This window comes from Streptomyces sp. NPDC048560 (assembly GCF_040650955.1).
In the GTDB taxonomy this organism is placed as follows: Bacteria; Actinomycetota; Actinomycetes; order Streptomycetales; family Streptomycetaceae; genus Streptomyces.
The window spans coordinates 340709-360160 of record NZ_JBEZIJ010000001.1 but is presented as its reverse complement, the minus strand read 5'-3'; the positions used below and the strand labels follow the sequence as shown (position 1 = coordinate 360160).

16 protein-coding genes are annotated in these 19452 nt (G+C 71.1%); 7 read left to right on the top strand and 9 right to left on the bottom strand.

What is annotated here, in order from left to right:
- The first annotated feature begins 227 nt into the window (after positions 1-227).
- From AB0C82_RS01510 to AB0C82_RS01500, 3 genes are all read left to right on the top strand, one after another.
- Positions 228-1076 (top strand): 3-hydroxyacyl-CoA dehydrogenase family protein, encoded by an 849-nt coding sequence (locus tag AB0C82_RS01510; protein WP_362835145.1) that lies wholly within the window; start codon positions 228-230, stop codon positions 1074-1076.
- A 238-nt stretch (positions 1077-1314) separates the two neighbouring features.
- The gene (locus AB0C82_RS01505; RefSeq protein ID WP_185298421.1) at positions 1315-1638 is read left to right on the top strand and encodes an STAS domain-containing protein; all 324 of its coding nucleotides are present in this window, start codon (positions 1315-1317) and stop codon (positions 1636-1638) included.
- A gap of 226 nt (positions 1639-1864) precedes the next feature.
- Positions 1865-4333, top strand: a complete 2469-nt coding sequence (locus AB0C82_RS01500; RefSeq protein ID WP_362835143.1) for an ATP-binding protein — start codon at positions 1865-1867, stop codon at positions 4331-4333.
- 75 nt (positions 4334-4408) lie between these two features.
- Here AB0C82_RS01500 and nucS read toward each other — a convergent pair whose 3' ends face one another.
- On the bottom strand, positions 4409-5080 hold the full coding sequence (nucS, locus tag AB0C82_RS01495) for an endonuclease NucS (protein WP_362835141.1): 672 nt from the start codon (positions 5078-5080) through the stop codon (positions 4409-4411).
- A gap of 260 nt (positions 5081-5340) precedes the next feature.
- Here nucS and AB0C82_RS01490 point away from each other — a divergent pair, with 260 nt between their 5' ends.
- Entirely contained in the window at positions 5341-5733 is a 393-nt protein-coding gene (locus AB0C82_RS01490; RefSeq protein ID WP_205022376.1) for an SCO5389 family protein, read from the top strand.
- Between the two features lie 158 nt (positions 5734-5891).
- On the opposite strand, the gene AB0C82_RS01485 is transcribed toward AB0C82_RS01490, so the two are convergent.
- The gene (locus tag AB0C82_RS01485) at positions 5892-6923 is read right to left on the bottom strand and encodes an LLM class flavin-dependent oxidoreductase (protein ID WP_362835139.1); all 1032 of its coding nucleotides are present in this window, start codon (positions 6921-6923) and stop codon (positions 5892-5894) included.
- Between the two features lie 211 nt (positions 6924-7134).
- Between AB0C82_RS01485 and AB0C82_RS01480 the strand changes: the two genes are divergently transcribed.
- Entirely contained in the window at positions 7135-7464 is a 330-nt protein-coding gene (locus AB0C82_RS01480) for an ATP/GTP-binding protein (RefSeq protein WP_362835137.1), read from the top strand.
- 14 nt (positions 7465-7478) lie between these two features.
- On the opposite strand, the gene AB0C82_RS01475 is transcribed toward AB0C82_RS01480, so the two are convergent.
- The 7 genes from AB0C82_RS01475 to mce form a co-directional block, all read right to left on the bottom strand.
- Positions 7479-8351: an ABC transporter permease subunit gene (locus AB0C82_RS01475; protein ID WP_362835135.1), complete on the bottom strand. Its 873-nt coding sequence runs from the start codon at positions 8349-8351 to the stop codon at positions 7479-7481.
- Positions 8348-9541, bottom strand: a complete 1194-nt coding sequence (locus AB0C82_RS01470) for an ABC transporter ATP-binding protein (protein WP_362835133.1) — start codon at positions 9539-9541, stop codon at positions 8348-8350. The genes AB0C82_RS01475 and AB0C82_RS01470 overlap by 4 nt, the downstream gene beginning before the upstream one ends.
- A gap of 106 nt (positions 9542-9647) precedes the next feature.
- Positions 9648-10427, bottom strand: a complete 780-nt coding sequence (locus AB0C82_RS01465; RefSeq protein ID WP_362835131.1) for an ABC transporter permease subunit — start codon at positions 10425-10427, stop codon at positions 9648-9650.
- A 5-nt stretch (positions 10428-10432) separates the two neighbouring features.
- On the bottom strand, positions 10433-11434 hold the full coding sequence (locus AB0C82_RS01460; RefSeq protein ID WP_362835129.1) for an ATP-binding cassette domain-containing protein: 1002 nt from the start codon (positions 11432-11434) through the stop codon (positions 10433-10435).
- Between the two features lie 96 nt (positions 11435-11530).
- Entirely contained in the window at positions 11531-12469 is a 939-nt protein-coding gene (locus AB0C82_RS01455) for a cellulose-binding protein (RefSeq protein WP_362835127.1), read from the bottom strand.
- 184 nt (positions 12470-12653) lie between these two features.
- Positions 12654-16517: a polarized growth protein Scy gene (gene scy / locus AB0C82_RS01450; RefSeq protein WP_362835125.1), complete on the bottom strand. Its 3864-nt coding sequence runs from the start codon at positions 16515-16517 to the stop codon at positions 12654-12656.
- A gap of 163 nt (positions 16518-16680) precedes the next feature.
- Entirely contained in the window at positions 16681-17109 is a 429-nt protein-coding gene (gene mce, locus AB0C82_RS01445) for a methylmalonyl-CoA epimerase (RefSeq protein ID WP_328905931.1), read from the bottom strand.
- Between the two features lie 134 nt (positions 17110-17243).
- Here mce and AB0C82_RS01440 point away from each other — a divergent pair, with 134 nt between their 5' ends.
- The gene (locus AB0C82_RS01440) at positions 17244-18446 is read left to right on the top strand and encodes an acetyl-CoA C-acetyltransferase (protein WP_362835123.1); all 1203 of its coding nucleotides are present in this window, start codon (positions 17244-17246) and stop codon (positions 18444-18446) included.
- Positions 18447-18487: 41 nt separating this feature from the next.
- Entirely contained in the window at positions 18488-19447 is a 960-nt protein-coding gene (gene meaB, locus AB0C82_RS01435; protein ID WP_362835121.1) for a methylmalonyl Co-A mutase-associated GTPase MeaB, read from the top strand.
- Positions 19448-19452: the final 5 nt, after the last annotated feature.

Below are 19452 nucleotides of genomic sequence, written 5' to 3'. Positions count from 1 at the left end.
CAGCTACGGCGCCTCGCCGCGTCTACGGGACGGCCCTCGGGCACGTACGCGTCCCGGCGGCGACCGAGGTGGCCAACTGCACGTGGCGCGCCACCGGATGAGGCGTCCCGGTGTGATGTCCGTCATTTGAGACGTGACGCGCATCTCTTCGCCTCCCCAGGGCCCCTCACGGGTACTAATCTCCGCCGGAGAGCGTGTGAACAACCGTTATCCAAAGGGGTGCAAACGTGGCCAGGAAGCTCGCCGTCATCGGGGCCGGACTCATGGGGTCCGGGATCGCGCAGGTCTCCGCCCAGGCGGGCTGGGACGTCGTCCTGCGCGACGTCACCGACGCGGCACTGGCCCGCGGCCTGGACGGCATCAAGGCGTCGTACGACCGGTTCGTCTCCAAGGGCAAGCTGGACGCGGCCGACGCGGAGGCCGCCCTCGCCCGCATCACCACGAGCACCGACCTCGACGCCGTCGGCGACGTGGACGTCGTCGTCGAGGCCGTCTTCGAGAAGCTGGAGGTCAAGCACGAGATCTTCCGCGCGCTCGACAAGATCGTGCGCGAGGACACCGTGCTCGCCTCCAACACCTCCGCCATCCCGATCACCAAGATCGCTGCCGTGACGGAGCGGCCCGAGCGGGTCGTCGGTGTGCACTTCTTCTCGCCGGTCCCGATGATGCAGCTCTGCGAGCTGGTGCGCGGCTACAAGACGAGCGACGAAGCCCTCGCCACGGCACGGGAGTTCGCCGAGTCGGTCGGAAAGACGTGCATCGTCGTCAACCGTGACGTCGCGGGCTTCGTCACCACGCGCCTCATCTCGGCGCTGGTCGTCGAGGCCGCCAAGCTGTACGAGTCGGGCGTCGCGTCGGCCGAGGACATCGACACCGCCTGCAAGCTGGGCTTCGGCCACGCCATGGGTCCCCTCGCCACGGCCGACCTCACCGGCGTCGACATCCTGCTGCACGCGACCGGCAACATCTACACGGAGTCGCAGGACGAGAAGTTCGCCGCCCCGGAGCTGATGCGCCGGATGGTCGATGCAGGTGACATCGGCCGCAAGAGCGGGCAGGGCTTCTACACCTACTGAGAGCGATCATGCCCCGGGCCGCCCGATCCGCCGTCGATCAGGCCCGGGGCCCCGTGAGCCGGAGCGGTCCGGATTCCCGGGAGTCGGTCAGCGGCGGGCGGTCCGATGTCACTCCACCGAGTGAATTCGGTATCGGTTCGCTTACAGACGGCAACTTCCTTGTCGCTGCGGCAGTCAGTTGTGGCAGAGACAGAACAGACAGACGGACCTTGCTACGGAGTAATCCCGGGGAGCGCATATGCACATCAGGGGCGACCACGCCGAGCTGGTCGTCGGGGGCCGCCTCGACGTCCGAAGCGCGGCGGACGCCCGTACGGTCCTGCACTCGGCCGTCGACGACGGCGTCGGCGATCTCGTGCTGAACCTGACCGAGCTGGACTCCTGGGACGCCACCGGACTCGGCGTCATCATGGGTGCCCACCGCCGGGCCGGGCGCGCCGGCCGGCGGCTCGTTCTGCGCGGCGTACCACCACAGATGCAGCGCCTGCTCGTCGCCACCAGACTGCACCGCATCCTGGCCATCGAGGGCGGAATCGCCGCGGAGTCACTGCCGCGCGTCTGAGGTTCCGTCTCCGGCGGGCCGACGTCGTCGCACGCACAATCCTCACGAGACCGTGACGTCCCGGGCGGCGCGGCACCCCGGCGGTTCGTAGATACTGTGCGAAGGTTTAGGGTTCGGCCGTCTGCCGACAGACGGACCCATGGGCGGACACCGGACCAGTTGCGACAGCGGGGCGTGCGAGGCCGGGTCAGGGCAACCGCGTGCGACGCATCTGGGGGGCTTAGCGATGGACCCGAACAACCGGGGACCCGAGGAGTACGGCCGCGACCACGACGGCTTCGAAGGGGACGGTATGCCTGCGCGGCAGTCCCGTGAACCGCTGACGCCCGAGTTCGGGCTCCACGCGCCGCAGCAGGCCCGCACGGTCCAGCTCATATCGGGCGACCTGCTCCTCACGATCAATCCGGTCGACGGCAGCGAGGTCGAACCCTGCCCGCCCGGCCGGCAGCCCGAGGCGCCCGTACGGCACACCGCGACCGAGCGCGCGGACCGTGAACGCGCCGCGGCCCCGTCCGTCCCGCCGGGACCGCCCGGCCCGCAACTGCCGCTCCTGGAACGCCAGGAGCTCCGTGACCGGCTGGTACGGCTGCTGGCGCGCGGACGGTCGGTACGCGTCACAGGGCCCTCCGGATCGGGGCGCACGGCCCTGCTGGACGCCGTCGCCACCGACTGCGCGGACCTGGCGCCCGACGGCGTCGTACGGCTCAGCGGCCACAAGCGCACCACCACGGACCTTCAGTACGCACTCTTCGAAGCCGTCTACCGCGCTCCGTCGCACCGTCCCGGTCGCGAAGAGCTCCTCGGACTGGTCCGGGGCATCGGCGCTGTAGTGATCCTCGACGATCTGGAGTTCGGCGGCGCCGGGCTCGACGAACTGCTCGATGCCACGCCTGAGTGCGCGTTCGTCCTCGCCGCGACACCCGATGTCGCCGCGCCCGGCCCCGACGCGCACCTGGAAGAGCTCTCCGTCACCGGGCTGAGCCGCAGTGCCTCCATCGAACTGCTGGAGAAGGTCGTCGAGCGCGCGCTCACCGACGACGAGGCGAACTGGGCGGGTGACCTCTGGTTCGAGTCGGAGGGGCTGCCCCTGCGCTTCGTCCAGGCCGGCGCCCTGCTGCGCCACCGTGACGACCTGCGCGATCCCGAAGCCTTCGACGCGTACGGCTCCGACACGCCCTTCGCCCCTTCCGTGCCCGCGGCGGCCGAGGACGCGCCGCTGCCCAGCCTGGGGGAGGGAGCCGCCCCCGCCGTGCTGCTCGCCTCCCGGCTCAGCGAGGCCGCGCGCGAGACGCTGCGCTTCGCCGTCGCGCTCGGCGGCGAGGTGCCGCACCAGGCGCACCTGCCGGCGCTCGTGGGGGACACCCACGCCGACGCCGCACTCGGCGAACTCTTCGGATGCGGACTGCTCTCCCCGGCCGGCCCCCGCTACCGGCTCGCGGCGGGCGTCGTCGCCCAGCTCGAAGCCGGCGGATACGGCGAGGGCGCCGCCGACCGGGCCAAGACCGCCGCACAGCACTACGCCTGGTGGGCCGGGCACCCCTCGGTCACCTGCGAGCGGGCGGTCGCCGAGTCCGACGCCGTACTCGCCTCGCTGGCGCAGCTGGTGCCGGGCGGCCTGGCCGGACAGGCGAGCGTCGCCGTCCTGCTGGCCCGTAGCGCCTCCCCGGCCTTCGCCGCCGGAATGCAGTGGGGAGCCTGGGAGAAGGTCCTCAGGATGGGCCAGGAGGGCGCGAGGATCGCCGGCGAGGTGGCGGAGGAGGCCTACTTCCACCACGAGTTGGGCGTCCTCGCACTCTGCACCGGCCATCTGGAGCGCGCCAGGGCCGAACTGGAGGCGTCGATCGGTATGCGCGGCGCTCTCGCCGACAAGTCGGGCGCCGTTGCCGGGCGCAGGGCGCTCGCCCTGGTCTCGGACCGCTCCGGCGGGCAGGTGCCGGGCATCCGTCCACCGGCGGGCGAGGAGCCTTCGCCCGCGCGCCACGAGGATGCGGTCCTCACGCCCCCGGGAGTGGCGGCGGCCCTGCCGCTCTTCCCCCGGCTGCCCGTCCCCGACGGGACGGCCGTGATCTCCCGCCCGGACACCCCGGCGGGCCGCGGCCCCGCTTTCCTGCGCGGCGCCCGGCGCAACCTGGTCGGGGCGAGCGCGGGAGCGTTGCTGGTCGCCCTGCTCGGTACGGTCGTGGCGCTCGGTACGACGTCGGGCGGCGAGGAGCCGGACAGCCGGAACGTGACCACGGAGCAGTCCGCCGACGAGGACGGCTTCGACGACGAGTTCCCCGAGGACGAGCCGGCCTCGGGCGCGCCCGAGAAGAGCGGCACACCGGGCGAGGGCACACCGTCCCCGGGCCCGTCCGGCCACGCCACCCCGTCCGCGGGCACGACGCCGTCCACGGGACCCTCGGACCCCGGGGCCACGCGCACGACGGACGACCCGACGAGCACGAGCCCGACCGGACGCCCCTCCACGGGGGCGCCGACCACAGGTCCGACGACGAAGCCGCCGACCAAGCCGCCGACGACGAAGCCGCCCACCACGCCGCCGACCACGCCGCCGACGGACACGCCGACCGAGCCGACGGACCCGCCGACCACGGAGGAACCTCCGCCCTCCGCGCCGGAGACCTCCCTCGCGGTGACCGGCCCCTCCCAGGACACGCCGTCGGCCTCGGACAGCGTCCAGTCACCTACGGCGTAGAACGCCCACCACGCAGAACGCCGGCCGGGCTCGCATCCGAGTCCGGCCGGCGTCGTACGTCGTGGGTGGCGAAGGTCAGAACAGCCGCAGCTTGTCGTCCTCGATGCCCCGCATCGCGTTGTAGTCCAGGACCACACAGCCGATGCCGCGGTCCGTCGCCAGCACCCGCGCCTGCGGCTTGATCTCCTGCGCCGCGAAGATGCCCTTCACCGGTGCGAGATGGGGATCGCGGTTCAGCAGCTCCAGATAACGGGTCAGCTGCTCCACGCCGTCGATGTCGCCGCGCCGCTTCAGCTCGACGGCCACCGTCGCGCCGTCCGCGTCGCGGCACAGGATGTCCACGGGGCCGATGGCGGTGGGGTACTCGCGGCGGATGAGCGTGTGGCCCTCGCCGAGGATCTCGATCCGGTCGGCCAGCAGCTCCTGCAGGTGCGCTTCCACGCCGTCCTTGATCAGGCCGGGGTCGACACCCAGTTCGTGCGAGGAGTCGTGGAGGATTTCCTCCATCGTGATGATCAGTTTCTCGCCCGCTTTGTTCACCACCGTCCAGACGCCCTCGTCGCCGTCGGCGCCCTCCTTCAGGGAGCACGGCGGGGACATCCAGTTGAGCGGTTTGTACGCCCGGTCGTCGGCGTGGATCGACACACTGCCGTCCGCCTTCACCAGGATCAGACGGGGGGCGGAGGGCAGGTGGGCGGTGAGCCGGCCCGCGTAGTCGACGGAGCAACGGGCGATGACGAGACGCATGGTCGGCAACGCTACTCGACGACAGGTGCTCCACGCGATTCCCGCAGACCTCTCCCGTGCGCAGGCGACCCGGCCCATCGGGCTTGCCCCTCTTTGAGAGCCTTCGTTATTGGCCGGTTGTGTTCCCAATCTCCTGGTGCGGCCCGGACTGCGCGCTTACCGTGTAAGCAGGAGGTCGCCGTCTGTGTACGCTGCGTCGCCGTCCTCCTTCCCTGCCCGTAAGGCCCCGGCGCACCGCCGGGGTCGCGAGAGGAGAACCCATGTCGCTCGACGTCTCACCGGCGCTGTTGGAACAGGCCGAGCGAGGCGAGGTCGACGAAGCCGACTTCGTCGACTGCGTCCGGACCTCCCTGCCCTACGCATGGGAGATGATCAGCTCTCTGGTGGCCCAGCTGAAGGTCGACGGCGGACAGTTCGCCGACAACCAGACGCCGCCGCCGGACGAGCAGGCACGTGGTCAGCTGCTGCGAGCGCTCGCGAGTGATGCGATACGTGGCGCACTTCAGCGGCATTTCGGGGTGCGTCTGGCATTCCAGAACTGCCACCGTCTGGCGGTTTTCCCGCTGGACGCCTCGGTCGACGAGCGCCTGGCCCGATTCACCTCGGTGAGGGGCCAGTTGCTCAACCAGTCGCCCGAACTACGGGACTGCTGAACGCTTCTGCTGCCGCTCCGGGCCGCGGGAAGTGCGACAGGCTCGGGGCGGCAGCTCCCGTACCACCGGCACGATGAGCACCCGGAACCATGAGCACCACCAGCGCGCTGAGCACCACGAGCACTACCGGCACCGCCCGGAGCACCGGAACGAACGCGTCACGTCAGCAGCGGAAGCACTTCCGTGCCCAGGCGGTGCACGTTCTCCTCGGTCGCGGCGAGATCGCCCGAGCCTTCCACCAGGAGGGCGAAGCGGGTGATGCCGGTCCGCTCCGCGGTCGCCGCGAGGCGGTCGGCCGCGAGGCGGGGCGGGCCCACCGGATGCATGTCGCAGAGCAGTTCCGTGTAGGCGACGGGGTCGCGCATCACCCGATGCCTGCCGTCGACCGTGACATGGGCGTCCAGCCCCTGTTTCAGCCAACCCGGCATCGCCTTCACGAGCGTCTCCACCGCGTCGGCCGGCCTGTCCGCGATCTGGGCGACTCCTGCGGACACATGTCCGATGCCCTCCACGACGTCCGGCGGGTGACCCGCATCCCTGGCGGCCGTGCGCCACAGCGCGACCATCTCCGCCTTCTCCTCGTCCCCGCAGTGCATACCCAGCAGCATCGGCAGCGCCTTCGAGGCCGCGAGCCGGACGCTCTTCGGCGAGGTGCACGCCACGATCACCTCCGGGCCGCCGGGGCCTTCGGCCAGCAGTTCGTCGGAGCGCGGCACGACCGCCACCTCACGGAACTCGAACCGCTCACCGGTGCCCGCCACCCGTGGCTCGCGCAGCCAGTCGAGCAGCAGCCCGAGCGATTCGGGGAAGTCCCTCTCGTATGCCGCGAGGCCTCCGCCGAACACCTCCAGGTCCACCCAGGGCCCGCCCCGTCCCACCCCGAGCGAGAACCGGCCCCCGCTGGTGATGTGCAGCAGCGCGGCCTGCTCGGCGAGGGCGACGGGGTGCTGGTTCGGCAGCACACTCACCGCCGTACCGACCCGGATTCTGCGGGTGCGGCCGAGCAGCAGCGCGGCCAGTGTGACCGCGGACGGGCAGACCCCGTACGGCACGAAATGGTGTTCTGCCAGCCAGACCGAATCGAGTCCGGATTCCTCCGCGACCTCCGCGGACCGGACGGCCCGGTGCAGCGCTTCGCCCTGCCCCTGGCCCGGAAACTGAGCTGCCAGTACGAACGTTCCGACGCGCATCGCCTGTTACCTCCTTGCGGCCGACGCGGTTCTCCCCTATAGGCAACAACGTCTGACACGTGCCAAAGGCACGGTCCGGAGTGAAGTTGTTGCGATTTTCCGCTAACTCGCCCTCGGCACGGCCCCGTCTCGGGCCGTACAGACCGTTTGCCCGGGGCCGATGGGCCTACGCTGGACGGGAAACCGCCCGATCTGCCCCATGAGGTGTCACGTGTCTCCGCGCCGCAACCGCCCCCGAGGCGGCGAGAGCCCCACCAGCAGTCCCTTCTCGGAGGGGCAGCGGTGGGGCGGAGGCGGAGCCACCGAGAGCTGGCAGGGCGAGGAGTGGTCTGTGCGGCCGGTGAGCGGTGCGAGCGCCGGGGGGAAACGGTACCGCTGCCCCGGCTGCGACCAGGAGATCCCGTCCGGAGTCCCGCACCTGGTCGCCTGGCCGGAGTTCGGCGGCATCGACGACCGCAGGCACTGGCACAAGGCGTGCTGGAACGCGAAGGACCGCCGCACCACCCGGGTGCAGCGGTCCAGGAACGCTCCGCGCTACTGAGCGTGGGGCAGGCCTCAGACGTCGCGACGGTCCAGCGTGAAGTACGCGGCCGCCATGGCGACGGCGGTCACGCCCAGGATGATCCACAGCGGCTCCCAGCCGGACGGCCCCGACGTGGTGACCGAGGCGTCGTAGAACGCGCCGAGCTGGTTGGGGATCGAGTACTCGAAGAGCGCCTGCTGAAGGTCGGCCAGTGTCTCCGAGAACATGAACATCGCCAGGACCAGCGGCAGCAGCACCAGGGCGATCATGATGGTGATCGCGCCCGCCGAGTGCCGGATCAGCGCGCCGAGCGCGAGCGAGAGCAGTCCGAGCGTCGCGATGTAGAGAGCCACGCCCACCGTGGAGCGCAGCCAGTCGTCGCCCGAGGGCTCCACACCGTCCAGCATCGCCGTCTGCAGGACGCCGACGATCGTCGTCATCACCGTGGTGATCACGAAGGACAGCAGGAAGAAGACGATCGCCTTCGCGGTCAGTACCCGGGCGCGGCTGGGGCAGGCCGTCAGCGTCGTACGGATCATGCCGGTCCCGTACTCCGACGCGATGGTCAGCACGCCGAGCGTGATCACGCAGATCGAGCCGAGCAGCACACCGAAGAAGCCGAGGCTGAGGACCGGGGTGCTTCCCAGATCGGCGTCCGAGGCGCTGACGGCGACCGCGGACAGCAGCCCGATGCCGAGCAGCAGCACGATCATCACGCCGAGGGTCCACATCGTGGAGCGTACGGAGCGGATCTTCGTCCACTCGGAGGCGATCGCGTCGCCGAGGCTCGCACGGCGTACCGGGATCGGCGAGTTGTAGAAGCCCCCGGGAGCGCCCTGCCGGTCCTGCGGCACCTGGGCCTGCTGAGGGGGCTGGTACGGGGCCTGGGGCGCCGGCGTCGTCATCGGGAGTCCTCGCTGGTCTCGCGCTCGGTCGTGTCTGCGGGGGCGGCGGGAGGCGCGGCCGGAGCTGGTGCCACCGGGGCCGCAGCCTGCGCGGGCGCCGGAGCCGTCACGGGCGCCGGCGCGGGAGGCGCGGACGCGTACGGGTTCTGTCCGGGCGGCGGCGGGGCGTACCAGCCCTGCTGCGGCATCTCGGGCTGCTGGAGCGGCTGCGCGTAACCGGGCTGCTGTCCGTAGCCGACGGGAGGCTGCTGCTGGAGCGCGGCCTTGGCGTCCACGGTCGAGCGGTAGTCCACGGCGCCCTGCGTCATCCGCATGTACGCCTCCTCGAGCGACGCCTGGTGCGGCGAGAGCTCCCACAGCCGTACGTCCGCGCCGTGCGCCAGGTCGCTGATCCGGGACAGCTGGAGACCCGTGACGCGCAGGGCCCCGTCCGGCTCCGACATGACCTGGCCGCCGGCCTCCGTGAGCGAGGTGGTGAGCTTCTCGCGCTGCTCCGGACCGTCCGAAGGGACCCGGACGCGGGCGAAGTCGGCCGAGTTGGCCGAGATGAAGTCCGTGACGCTCATGTCGGCCATCAGCTGGCCGCGCCCGATCACGATGAGGTGATCGGCGGTCAGCGCCATCTCGCTCATCAGATGGCTGGAGACGAAGACCGTCCGCCCCTCCGAGGCCAGCATCTTCATGAGATTACGGACCCAGAGGATGCCCTCCGGGTCGAGACCGTTGACCGGCTCGTCGAAGAGCAGCACCTGCGGATCACCGAGCATGGCCGCCGCGATCCCGAGCCGCTGGCCCATGCCGAGGGAGAAGCCCTTGGAACGCTTGCGCGCCACGTCCTGGAGACCGACGACGCCGAGGACCTCGTCGACCCGGGCGGCCGGGATACCGGAGAGCTGCGCCAGCGAGAGGAGGTGGTTCCTGGCGCTGCGCCCGCCGTGCACGGCCTTGGCGTCGAGCAGGGCACCCACCTGGCGCGGCGCGTTCGGCAGGCTGCGGAAGGCGTGGCCGCCGATCGTCACATGGCCCGCGGTCGGATTGTCCAGGCCGAGCATCATGCGCATGGTGGTGGACTTGCCGGACCCGTTGGGACCGAGGAACCCGGTGACGGCCCCCGGCCGCACCTTGAAGGAAAGGTTGTGCACGGCCGTCTTGGCGCCGTAGCGCTTGGTCAGGCCGACTGCCTCGATCATTCTCCAGCCCCATCGACTTATCTGTCGTCGGGGCCCAGGCCACCCGGCCGCACGCCCCCGTAAGAGTTAGGAGGATAACCGCGCCTTGACGGTTCCAGCCAAGTTGTCACGCGTCGCGTTTCTTCAGTACGGCGTATCCGCCGATCAGTACGGCCACCACCCATGCCAGCAGGATCCCGAGGCCGCCCCAGGGTCCGTACGGGGCGGGGTCGCTGTTCATCGCGTCGGGTACCACCTGCATGATCTTCGACCCGGCCTGGTCGGGGAAGTAGCGGGCCACGTTCTTGGCGCCCGGGACGGCCGACAGGATCTGGGAGACGAGGAAGAAGAACGGCATCAGGATGCCCAGCGAGAGCATCGAGCTGCGCAGCATCGTGGCCACGCCCATCGAGAAGATCGCGATCAGACCCATGTAGATGCCGCCGCCGAAGACGGCGCGCAGCACGTGGTCCGCGCCGAGGTCGGTGCGGTGTTCGCCGAGCAGGGCCTGGCCGAGGAAGAACGAGATGAAGCTGGTCGCGAGGCCGACGGCGAGGGCGAGCATGCCCGCCACCGCGATCTTGCTGAAGAGGAACGTGGCGCGCTGGGGCACCGCCGCCAGTGACGTACGGATCATGCCGGAGCTGTACTCCGTACCCACCACCAGGACGCCGAAGACCACCATCGCGAGCTGACCGAGGATCATCCCGGAGAAGCTGACGAAGGTCGGATCGAAGGTGGCACGCTCCGCGTCGGAGAGCTCGTCGAACTGGGCGTTCATCAGCGCGCAGAGCGCCGCGCTCATGGCGACGGTGACGGCGAACGCGGAGATCAGCGTCCAGGTGGTCGAGGAGACCGTACGGATCTTGGTCCACTCGGAGGTCAGGACCGCGGGTACCGATGCCATCGTGGTCATGCTCCCTTGCCGTGATCGAAGACGCCGCCGGCGGACCGGTCCGGCTCGTCGCCCCAGTGGGGACCCGTGGGAGGCGGAGTCACGGCGTCGCGCTCCGAGTGCGCGTGATACTCCACGGAACCCGCCGTCATCTGCATGAACGCCTCTTCCAGCGAGGCCCGCTGGGAACTCAGTTCGTGCAGGACGAGCTGATGCCGGGCGGCGAGCTCACCGAGCGCCTCCGTGGTGGCGCCGTCGATCTCCAGCGTGCCGTTGCCCGACTCGACGGCGACGATGCCCTCTCCGTGCAGCACGTCCCGCAGCCGCTCCTGCTGCGGGGAACGCAGCCGTACATAACTGCGGGAGTTGTCGTGGATGAAATCCGCCATCGAGGTGTCGGCGAGCAGTCTGCCCTGGCCGATGACGATCAGATGATCGGCTGTCAGCGCCATTTCGCTCATCAGATGGGACGAGACGAAGATCGTCCGGCCTTCTGCCGCGAGGGCCTTCATCAGATTTCTGATCCAGTGAATTCCCTCGGGGTCCAGACCGTTGACGGGTTCGTCGAACATCAGGATCTCCGGATCACCGAGAAGCGCCGAAGCGATTCCCAGCCGCTGCCCCATGCCGAGGGAAAACCCCTTCGACTTCTTCCTCGCCACCGCGCCGAGCCCGACCATGTCCAGGACCTCGGGCACCCGGCTGGTGGGGATGCGGTTGCTCTGGGCGAGACAGAGCAGATTGTTGTACGCGCTGCGGCCGCCGTGCATCGACTTGGCGTCGAGCAGCGCCCCGATGTACTTGAGGGGCTCGTCCAGCTCGCGGTAGTGCTTCCCGTCGATGCGGACGGTTCCGCTGGTGGGGTTGTCGAGATCGAGCATCATCCGCATCGTGGTCGACTTGCCCGCGCCGTTGGGGCCGAGGAAACCCGTCACCATTCCCGGTCTGACCTGACACGACAGATGGTCGACGGCGACCTTGTCGCCGAATCGCTTGGTGAGACCCTCAAGCTCGATCATGCGCTCACGCTAGAACGGCCGCGCGCCCGGCGCCACCACAAGGGCGGAACCGGGCGCGCGTGACCGTGCCGGGTGGTACAGCTGTGGTACTCGGGCTCAGCGGGTCTGCTGAGCCGGGACACCACGGGTGGCGGGCTCGTCGTCCACCGGGGAGCCGGCGGCGGCGACCGCGGCACCCGTCAGCGTCGCCAGCATCTCGCGGACGTTGGTGAGCTGGGCGTTGATCGAGTCGCGGCGGTTGGTCAGCGCCGCGAGCTCGCGCTCCGATTCGCTGCGGATGCGGTCGGCCTTGGCGTTCGCGTCGGCCACGATGTCCTCGGCCTGGCGCTGCGCCGTCTCCACCGTCTGACGCGCCCTGCGCTCGGCGTCCGTGCGGAGCTTCTCGGCCTCCAGGCGGAGCTGCTCGGCGCGGTGCTCGATCTCGGCGAGACGCTTCTCCGCCTTCGCCTGGCGGGACGCGAGGTCGCGCTCCGACTGCTCGCGGCGCTTCGCCAGGTTCGTCTCGAAGTCCGCGGCGGCCTGGGCGGCCTTGGCGCGGGTCTCCTCGAAGAGGGCGTCGGCCTCCTCGCGCTTCTGCTGAGCGTCCTTCTGCGCCTCGGTGCGCAGCGTGTTCGCCTCGCCCTTGGCCTTCTCGACGATGCGAACGCCCTCGTCCTCGGCCTTCGCCTTGCGCTCGGACGCGAACGACTCCGCGTCGTTGCGCACCTGCTGGGCTGCCGACTCGGCCAGCTCACGGTGCTGCTCGGCGGCGCGACGGGCCTCCTCGCGCAGGTCCTTCGCCTCCTCCTCGGCGAGGCGGAGGATCTTCTCGACGCGCGCGCCAAGACCGGCGTACGACGGCTCGGCGTCGTTGACCTGGGCCTGAGCGTTCTGCGTTTCGAGGTGGAGCTCCTCGATGCGCTTTTCCAGAGAGGTGATTCGTGCCAGAGCACTATCACGGTCTGCGACGAGCTTGGTAATGCGGTCGTCCACCTGACCGCGGTCGTAACCACGTCGCACGAGCTCGAAGCCGAAGGGGGAGGAAGGGTCGCTCATGGGTTTCCTGTCGAATGAGACCGGTGAGGTGATAGGGGGAATCCTAGGGGCCTGAGCGGCGTGTCAACGTGCAGATGCCGCTTTGATCTGGAGAATGACACCCCTTTTGAGTGGCTGACCTCCGGAGCGCTTGCCACTCGAAGGGTTGAATGTTCATGCCGAAGCATGTGACGCGGTTGACCGGCTAGCCGTCGGACGACTTGCCACCCGAACGGTTGGAAGCCGTGGCTCCGGCCTTGACACCCCCGGGTGTACTCCCGTTGGCCGCCTTCCCGCCACCTGCCGGCGCCTCGAAAGACTCCAACGCTTCGAGTACGTCCTGGACACGGGAAATCTCCCCATTGATGTCCTGGCGCCTGCGCACGAGCACATCGAGCTCACGACGGCCCTCGTCCACCATCTGCTTCGCCTCGGCCTCCGCCTCGGCATGCAGCTTCTCGGCTTCGCGGACCAGGCTGGCCTTCTTGAGCTCCGCCTCCTTGAGCAGGGACTCGGCGCGCTTCACGGCGGCGATCCGGACCTTGCCGGCCTCCGAACTCGCGTCCGCGAGAAGCTCCTTGGCCTTCGCGGCGGCCTCGTCGCGCTGCTCCGTCGCGGCCTTCATCAGCTTGTCGACGCGCTCTCCGGCGGTCTTCATCTGCTCGGCGGTCTCACGGCGGGCCCGCTCGTGCAGTTCCTCGATCTCGCTCTCCAGACGGCTCCGGAGCTCCTCGGCCCGTTCCCTGGTGGCCGTGGCGTCGCGGCGTGCGCCGACCAGCAGCTCGTCGGCGTCCGTACGGGCCCGCTCCACCAGGGTGTTGCCCTCGATCGTGGCCTCGGAGGTGATCCGCTGGGCCTCCGTGCGGGCAGCGCCGACCATCGTGTCCGCCTGCGCCTCGGCCTCGGTGGCGGCGCGCAGCGCCTCCTCCTGGGCCTTGTTGATGAGCTGGTCGGCCTGCTCGGCGGCGTCGGCACGGCGCTTCGACGCGGCCTCGCGCGCCTCGTCGAGCATCCGGTCGGCCTCCCGGCGGGCCTCGGTACGCAGCTGCTCGGCCGCCGACTCCGCCTCGCCGCGGACCCGTTCCGCCTCGGCGCGCGTGCGTGCCGCGTGCTCCTGCGCCGAACCGACGGTCTCCGCCGCCTCCGCGCGCAGTCGTTCGGCCTCGTCGGTGGCGTCGCCGACGAGCTGGTGGTGCTGCTCGGCGGCCTCGGCGCGCAGCCGCTCGGCCTCCTCGGTGGCCTCGCGGACGAGGCGCTCCGCCTGCTCCGTCGTCTCGGTGCGGAGCCGCTCGCTCTCGCTGGTCGCCTCACCGATGAGCCGGTCGGCCTGCGCGGCCGCTTCACCGCGGATGCGGTTGGCGTCGTCGCGGGCCTCGGCACGGGAGCGCGAGGCGTCCTGCTCGGCCGACGCGAGCGCGTCGGCCGCTTCGGTACGGACCCGCTGGCTGTACTCCGAGGTGTCCGCGCGCATCCGCTCGGACTCGGTGATCGCCTCGGACACCGTGCGCTCGGCCAGCGACTTGGCCGCCTCGGTCTCCTCGTTGGCGACGCGACGGACGCGGTTGGCGTCCTCGGTGGCACGCTCCCGCTCGGCGTAGGCGTCGGAGCGGACCCGGTCGGCCTCCTCCTGCGCCTCGGTCCTCGTGCGCTCCGCGACGTGTTCGGCGGTGGAGCGCAGTCCGGCGATCTCCTGCTCGGCCTGCTCCTGGAGACCGGCGACGGAGTCCCGTACCTGCTGTGCGGTCTGCTCGGCGGCGGAGACCATCTCGGTCGCCCGGCGGTCCGCCTCCTCGACCAGGCGCTGGGCCTCGGTCTGGGCCTCCTCGACCCGCTTGCGGGCGGAGGCGAGGAGTTCCTCGCTCTGTTCACGGGCCCGCTCGCGCTCCTGGTCGGCCTCGGCGCGCGCGGCACCGAGGGTCTCCTCGGCCTCGCGACGGCGCCGGTTCGCCTCCTCCTGTGCGGCGGCGAGTGCCTCGGCGGCCTCCGCGGCGACCCGCTCGGCGGCAGCCGCAGCCTCGGCCCGCACCCGGTCGGCGCTCTCCTGCGCCTCGGACTTGAGGCGCTCGGCCTCGGTGGCGGCCTCGGTGCGCAGCCGTACGGCGACGGACTCGCCCTCGGCGCGGGAGCGCGCGGCGTCGGCGGCGGCTTCGGTGCGCAGCCGCTCGGCCTCCGTCTCGGCCTGCTCCCGGAGTGTGCGGAGCCGCTCGGCGGCCTCCGCGCGCAGCCGCTCCGCCTCCTCGTTCGCTTCGAGGCGTACGCGCTCCGCCTCGGTACGGGCTTCGCCGAGCGCTTCCTCGGCGGCGGCGACCCGCTTCTCCGCCTCGGTGTGCAGCCGGGCGAGCTCGTCGGCGGCCTCGGTCCGCCGGGCGGCGGCCGCCCGCTCGGCGTCCTCACGGAGCTCCGCCGCCGCACGCTCGGCGGCGGCCGTGGTGGCCTCGGCCTGCTCGTCGGCCTCGGTCCGCTGCCGCTCGGCCTCGGCGAGGGCGCGCTCCAGGGTCTCCTCCGCCTGCTTGCGCAGCGCGGCGGAACGCTCGGTCGCCTCGGTACGGACCCGGTCGCTCTCGGCGCCCGCCGATGTCCGCAGCTCGTCGGCGTCCGCCTTGGCCTTGGCCAGCAGCTCCTCGGCGGTGCGGGCACCTTCCTCGATCTGCTGGACGGCCTCGCGGCGGGCCTCGCCGCGGATGCGCTCGCCCTCGGCGACCGCTTCGGAACGCAGCTGCTCGGCCTCGCCGCGCAGCCTGCGCGCCTCCTCCTGCAGCTCGACCGTCTTGGCCCGGTACTCCTTGGTGTCGTCCTTGGCCGCGCCCTTGAGCTGGTCCGCCTGTTCGGCGGCCTCGCCGCGCAGCCGGTCGGCCTCGGCCTCCGCCTCGCGGCGGATGCGGTCGGCCTCCTCGCTCGCCGACCTGGTGGTGGACTTCGCGTCCTCGGACGCCTTGGTCAGCACCTCTTCGGCAGTCCTGGCCGCCTTGGCGAGCTGGGCCGCGGCGTCCTCGGCGGCGGCGGTGCGGGCCCTCTCGGACGCCTCGGACTTGAGGCGGTCCGCCTCGGCGCGGGCGTCGGCGAGCGCCTGCTCGGCCTCCGTCTTGAGCGCTTCGGCGTCCTTCGTCGCCTCGCCGACCAGCCGTGCGATCTCCGACCTGGCCGTACGGGTGCGCTGCTCGTTCTGCGACTCGGCGCCGGCCAGCCGCTTGGCCGCGGCCTCCTTCGCCTCCGTGACGACCTTGTCGGCCTCCAGGCGGGCCTCGCGAAGCTGTGTCTCGGCCTCCTGCATCCGCTGCTCGGCCGCCCGGTTCAGCTCGGCGGTCTGCTGCCGGGTCTGCTGGGTCTCCGCCGTTGTGGAGCTGCGCAGTTGCTCGGCGTGGGAGGTGGCCTCCTGGGCCTGGTCGGACGCGGCGTTGATCAGGCGCTCGGCGTCCCGGCGGGCGCGCAGCAGGATCGCCTCGGCCTCGGACCGGGCCGACTCGGCCTCGGAACCAAGCCGTTGACGCGTCTCGTCCGCGAGCCGGTTGGCCTCGGCGCGGGCCGCGGCGAGCGACTGCTCGGCCTCGGCGCGGGACTCCTCCAGGAGCCGGCGGGCCTGCGACTCGGTGCGGGCGCGCAGCTGTTCGGCCCAGGCGACGTTCTCGTTGACGTGGGACTCGACGGTCTGGCGGCGCTCCGCCAGCTCCTGGTCGAGCCGCTGCCGCCGTTGCACGGCCTCGGCGTGCAACTCGGCCTGGAGACGGGCCTGGTGCTCCGCGTGCTCCTGAAGGATCCGCTGCGTCTGGGCCCGGGCGTCACGCAGCTCGCGCTCGGCGTCGGTGCGCAGCTGGTCGGCCTGGATCTGGGCATTGCGAAGCAGCTGCTCGGCCTGGTAGCCGAGATCCGCGGTGTCGTACGCGGGACGGCTCGCGAGATTGCGCCGGGCCTCGTGCAGCTTGGCGCGCAAGACCTCGACCTGGTAACCGAGGTCCTCGGCGTGCTGGACGGCCTTCTCCCGGTCGGTTTTCAGCCGGTCCATCTCGGCTTCGAACCGAGAGAGATGGTCGTCTTCAGCTCGGTGGCTCTCCTGGCGTTCGTAGCCCCGCACTGCGCGGTCCCATCCGTCCCCTGGTCGCGATTCTCCAAACGAGCACCGCTCGTCAGGAACGGTCCCCCGGGGAATGGTGACAGATCAACGGCAGGGACGCGGCGCGGCCCCGGCCCGGCCCCGGCCCGGAACCGCCCACTCTACCGGGCCGGGTATCCGGGGGTCAGTGCTCCGTCCGGGACGTGACCAGTTCGGTGAGGACACCATGGCAGTCCTTCGGGTGCAGGAACGTGATCCGGGACCCCATCGAGCCGGTCCTGGGCTCGTCGTACAGCACCCGTACGCCCTTCTCGCGGATGTCCGCGGCGTCCCCGTCCACGTCCGCCGTACCGAAGGCGATGTGGTGGACGCCCTCGCCGTTCTTGGCCAGCCACTTACCGACGGCCGAGTCCTCCCGGGTCGGCTCCAGCAGCTGGAGGTACGAGGCACCCCCGTCGGACGTATCGTTGATCTTGAGCATGGCCTCCCGTACGCCCTGCTCCTCGTTGATCTCGGAGTGGAACACTTCGAACCCGTAGGTCGAGCGGTAGAACTCGACGGTCTTGTCGAGGTCGAAACAGGCGATCCCGATGTGGTCGATTCGCGTCAGCATGGAACCAGTGCAACGCCCCGTCGATGGTTACGCAACGTGCGCGCGATCACACCCGCTGCCGGATGACGGGCGAGGTACCGCTCAGTACATTCGTGTAAACCCTCGTTCACTTCTCACCCCTAGGGGCCGTGCCCATGTCAGGAACGACCGGTACCACCACTTCTGTGATCGTCGCGGGCGCCCGGACGCCCATGGGCCGCCTCCTCGGCTCCCTCAAGTCCTTCTCGGGAGCCGACCTCGGCGGCGTCGCCATCAAGGCCGCGCTGGACCGGGCCGGCATCGGCGGCGACCAGGTCGAGTACGTGATCATGGGCCAGGTCCTCCAGGCCGGGGCGGGGCAGATCCCGGCGCGCCAGGCCGCGGTCAAGGCCGGCATCCCGATGAACGTGCCGGCGCTCACGATCAACAAGGTGTGCCTGTCGGGGCTCGACGCGATCGCGCTCGCCGACCAGCTGATCCGCGCGGGTGAGTTCGACGTCGTCGTGGCCGGCGGCCAGGAGTCCATGACGAACGCCCCGCACCTGCTGCCGAAGTCCCGCGAGGGCCACAAGTACGGTGCGATCGAGATGCTCGACTCGATGGCGCACGACGGCCTGACCGACGCGTACGAGAACATCCCGATGGGTCAGTCGACGGAGACGCACAACACGCGTCTGGGTCTGAAGCGCGCGGAGCAGGACGAGATCGGCGCCCTGTCCCACCAGCGTGCCGCCGCCGCCCAGAAGAACGGCATCTTCGAGGCCGAGATCACCCCGGTCGAGATCCCGCAGCGCAAGGGCGACCCGGTCCTGTTCTCCAAGGACGAGGGCATCCGCGCCGAGACGACCGTCGAGTCGCTCGGCAAGCTGCGTCCGGCCTTCGCCAAGGACGGCACGATCACCGCCGGCACGTCCTCGCAGATCTCCGACGGTGCCGCCGCCGTCGTCGTCATGAGCAAGGCCAAGGCCGAGGAGCTGGGCCTGGACTGGATCGCCGAGATCGGAGCCCACGGCAACGTGGCGGGACCGGACAACTCGCTCCAGTCGCAGCCCTCCGGCGCCATCCGGCACGCCCTGAAGAAGGAGGGCCTGGAGGTCGGCGACCTCGACCTGATCGAGATCAACGAGGCGTTCGCGGCCGTCGCCGTCCAGTCCATGAAGGACCTCGGCGTCACGTCCGACAAGGTCAACGTCAACGGCGGCGCCATCGCGCTCGGCCACCCCATCGGGATGTCCGGTGCCCGGGTCGTCCTGCACCTCGCCCTGGAGCTGAAGCGCCGCGGCGGCGGCACCGGTGCGGCGGCGCTGTGCGGCGGCGGCGGTCAGGGTGACGCGCTGATCATCCGCGTCCCCAAGTAGAGGTACCCGAGCAGCGAGCCCTACGAGTGAACGGAGCGGTGATGGTGGACGTCCCCACCCTGGTCGAGCAGGCGCGGGAGGGCAGGCCGAGGGCCGTGGCCCGGCTGATCTCCCTGGTGGAGGGGGCTTCGCCGCAACTGCGCGAGGTGATGGCGGCGCTCGCGCCCCTGGCGGGGAACGCCTACGTCGTGGGACTGACCGGCTCGCCGGGTGTCGGCAAGTCGACATCGACGTCCGCCCTGGTCTCCGCGTACCGGCGGGCGGGGAAGCGGGTCGGCGTCCTCGCCGTCGACCCGTCCTCGCCGTTCTCCGGGGGCGCTCTCCTCGGCGACCGGATCCGGATGTCGGACCACGCGTCCGACCCGGGCGTCTACATCCGCTCCATGGCCACCCGCGGCCATCTCGGCGGCCTCGCCTGGTCGGCCCCGCAGGCCATCCGGGTGCTGGACGCCTCGGGCTGCGACGTGATCCTGGTGGAGACGGTCGGCGTCGGTCAGTCGGAGGTGGAGATCGCGGCCCAGGCCGACACCTCCGTCGTCCTGCTGGCGCCCGGCATGGGCGACGGCATCCAGGCGGCGAAGGCCGGAATCCTGGAGATCGGCGATGTGTACGTTGTCAACAAGGCCGACCGGGACGGCGCGGACGCCACCGCCCGCGAGCTGAACCACATGCTGGGCCTCGGGGAGTCCCGTGGGGCCGGCGACTGGCGCCCGCCGATCGTGAAGACGGTCGCGGCCCGGGGCGAGGGCATCGACGAGGTCGTCGAGGCGCTGGAGAAGCACCGGGCCTGGATGGAGGAGCACGGGGTGCTGACCGCGCGGCGCACCAGGCGCGCGGCCCACGAGGTCGAGACGATCGCGGTCACGGCCCTGCGCGAGCGGATCGCCGACCTGCACGGCGACCGCCGCCTGGACACGCTCGCCGAACGCATCGTGGCGGGCCGGCTCGACCCGTACGCGGCGGCCGACGAGCTGGTGGCGGGTCTGACCGGCGGCGAGTGAACCGC